The sequence below is a fragment of the Vibrio sp. OPT18 genome (genome assembly GCF_015163615.1).
GTDB classification, from domain to species: Bacteria; Pseudomonadota; Gammaproteobacteria; order Enterobacterales; family Vibrionaceae; genus Vibrio; species Vibrio coralliirubri.
Genome location: NZ_JADDYK010000060.1, coordinates 111,066 through 113,363 on the forward strand (window position 1 = coordinate 111,066; position 2,298 = coordinate 113,363).

The window sequence follows — 2,298 nt, forward strand, 5'->3', positions numbered from 1 at the left end:
ACGTTGAAGAGACACTACATAGCCACCTATTGAAGTCGAACTGTTTGATCACCAATCAACCAGATTGGGGCAGCGTTGAGATCGCATATTCTGGTAAGCAAATTGACCGTGAAGCTCTGCTACGTTATTTAGTTTCTTTCCGTGAGCACAATGAATTCCACGAACAATGTGTTGAGCGTATCTTCACTGACATCATGAAATACTGTGCACCTTCGAAGCTAACTGTATTCGCACGTTACACACGTCGTGGTGGTCTGGATATCAACCCATACCGTTCAACAGAGCAAGATAGACCAAGCCACAATAAGCGTATGGCTCGCCAATAATCAGGCGAGAACCACCCACACTTATTTGAACCTACCAAATCTTTAAAGGGACATTGAAATGCGTTGGTTATACGTTGTTAGTCTATTTATTTTAAGCTTAAGTACATCGGTCAATGCGTCGGTTTATTCGTCGGCGCTACTCAATGAAGCCAATAATTTGGTTGAGATCGAGCCGAGCCAAGCAAAAAAAATGGCCAACAGCTACCTAACGCTGCGTGTCCTTTCTGATCAACGCGAGAAAAGCCCTTCAGCTATTTCTCGCGAAGAGACAGACTCCTCGATTCGAACACCAAACAGCAGTATCGATGCGTATAAAATCTTAGCTAAGGCGGAATACAACCTTGGCAATATGCGTATTGCGATTCAGCACATCGACAAAGCCTCTGAGCTAGCGAAAACCTATAAGCTTGATTACCTAAAACTGGATCTTCAGATCCTAAAAGTTCGCTTACTGTGGCTGAGTGATAGAAAATCAGCCAAAGCAAAAACAGAGCTAGCGGGTATTGAAGCAAACCTAGAGTCGGTGAATAAAACCTTACGCTTAACGGAAGGCATCACCTATCGCTTGATCATGTTGAAAGCCGATATCGCCTCTTACGACAACAAGGTCGATGAAGCAGAGAAGTTCTATCAAGAAGCCAAAACCTATCTAGACCAACGCTACTCTGAAAAAGTCACCATCGACTACCACATCTCAGTCGGTGAGTTTTATCTAACCCATAAAGAGTACAACCACGCATTATCTGAGTTGCTGTATGGCTACTGGAAATCGGTAGAAGGTAATCTGAGTTCACGTTTAGCTAAGGTAAACCGCCTGCTTGCACAGCTTTTCTTTGAGCGCCAAGTGTTAGATAAAGCGCTAGAACACCTATCTCAAGCTGCTGATTTCTATGACAACTTTGAAAACTCGCCGGTATTGGCACAAGTGCTTAAGAAAATGGGTGATGTGTACTTCTATCAAGGGAAATATAACCTTGCCTTGGTGCACTTCTTCAACGTTCTTGATCACGAGAGTACTGACCGAGATATCCACCAAGTCATTGATATCCGCCTAAGTCTATCAGCGACTTACCTACGTCTTTATAATTACCCTCTAGCAGAACAGTACCTGACCCGTGCCCTTGAGCTGCTGGAATATACCGACATTCCAAAGCTGGAAGGTCGTGCTGCACTGTTATCGGCAGGGTTGGCGTATCACCTACAAGAAAGCGAAGACGTGATAAAGCATGCGACACGTGCACTTGAGATCTCTCGTCAGATAGAGAACATGCGCCTTTCACAACGCTCGTACTACTTACTCTCTTTAGGTTATGAGCAGGCAGGTCGCCCACAGCAAGCGCTGGCAAACCTTAAGCAGTACAACAGCCTTGTCTCTTTAGAGCAGCAAAAACTTAACCGTGTTGGCGAAGATGCATTCCGTCAACAGAAAGAGTTTGCCGAACAAACCCTGCACTACGCAGGCCAAGCTCAAGAGCTAGAAAAATACAAACTGGAGCATCGTAAGTTCCAAAAGATATCGTTCGCCCTATTCCTGTTCAGCATTGTCTTGTTCTTCTTTGTGCTGCGCCGAGGCTACATCATTCAAACCTTAGCCAAAGAAGTGGACTCACTGCGCACCGACCTATTTACGCACTCACGTTCAAAGCTTCCGAACTTAAGAATGCTCAATGCAAAACTATCGAACTCGCTGGAACAAACCAGCCAAACCTTTGAACAATGGCAACTTGGCGAGCTCATTCATGAACCACTAAACGACCGTCTACGCTTCGTGATGATTGATTTACCGTTCCTACGCAATATGTATACGCAGAACGGTTACAAAGCAGGTTTAGAACTGGAAGACGCTTTCGGTGAGTTCCTAAAATCTAAGCTTGAAGGCCCAGCGCGTGTCTACCACTTCTCGGATGCGAACCTGCTTTATATTGAACCAAACGCGGACCGTGATTTGTCGCCGGAAGCCATGTTCAGAAAG

Annotated in this window: 1 protein-coding gene and 1 pseudogene; both read left to right on the plus strand. The window is 45.2% G+C overall.

Going from position 1 to position 2,298, the window contains the following annotated elements:
* Positions 1–326, plus strand: a pseudogene (gene queF / locus IQQ51_RS27205) (NADPH-dependent 7-cyano-7-deazaguanine reductase QueF); the annotation flags it as partial.
* 58 nt (positions 327–384) lie between these two features.
* Positions 385–2,298, plus strand: a 1,914-nt coding sequence (locus IQQ51_RS15570; protein WP_228012897.1) for a tetratricopeptide repeat protein, incomplete at its 3' end; no start/stop codon positions are given.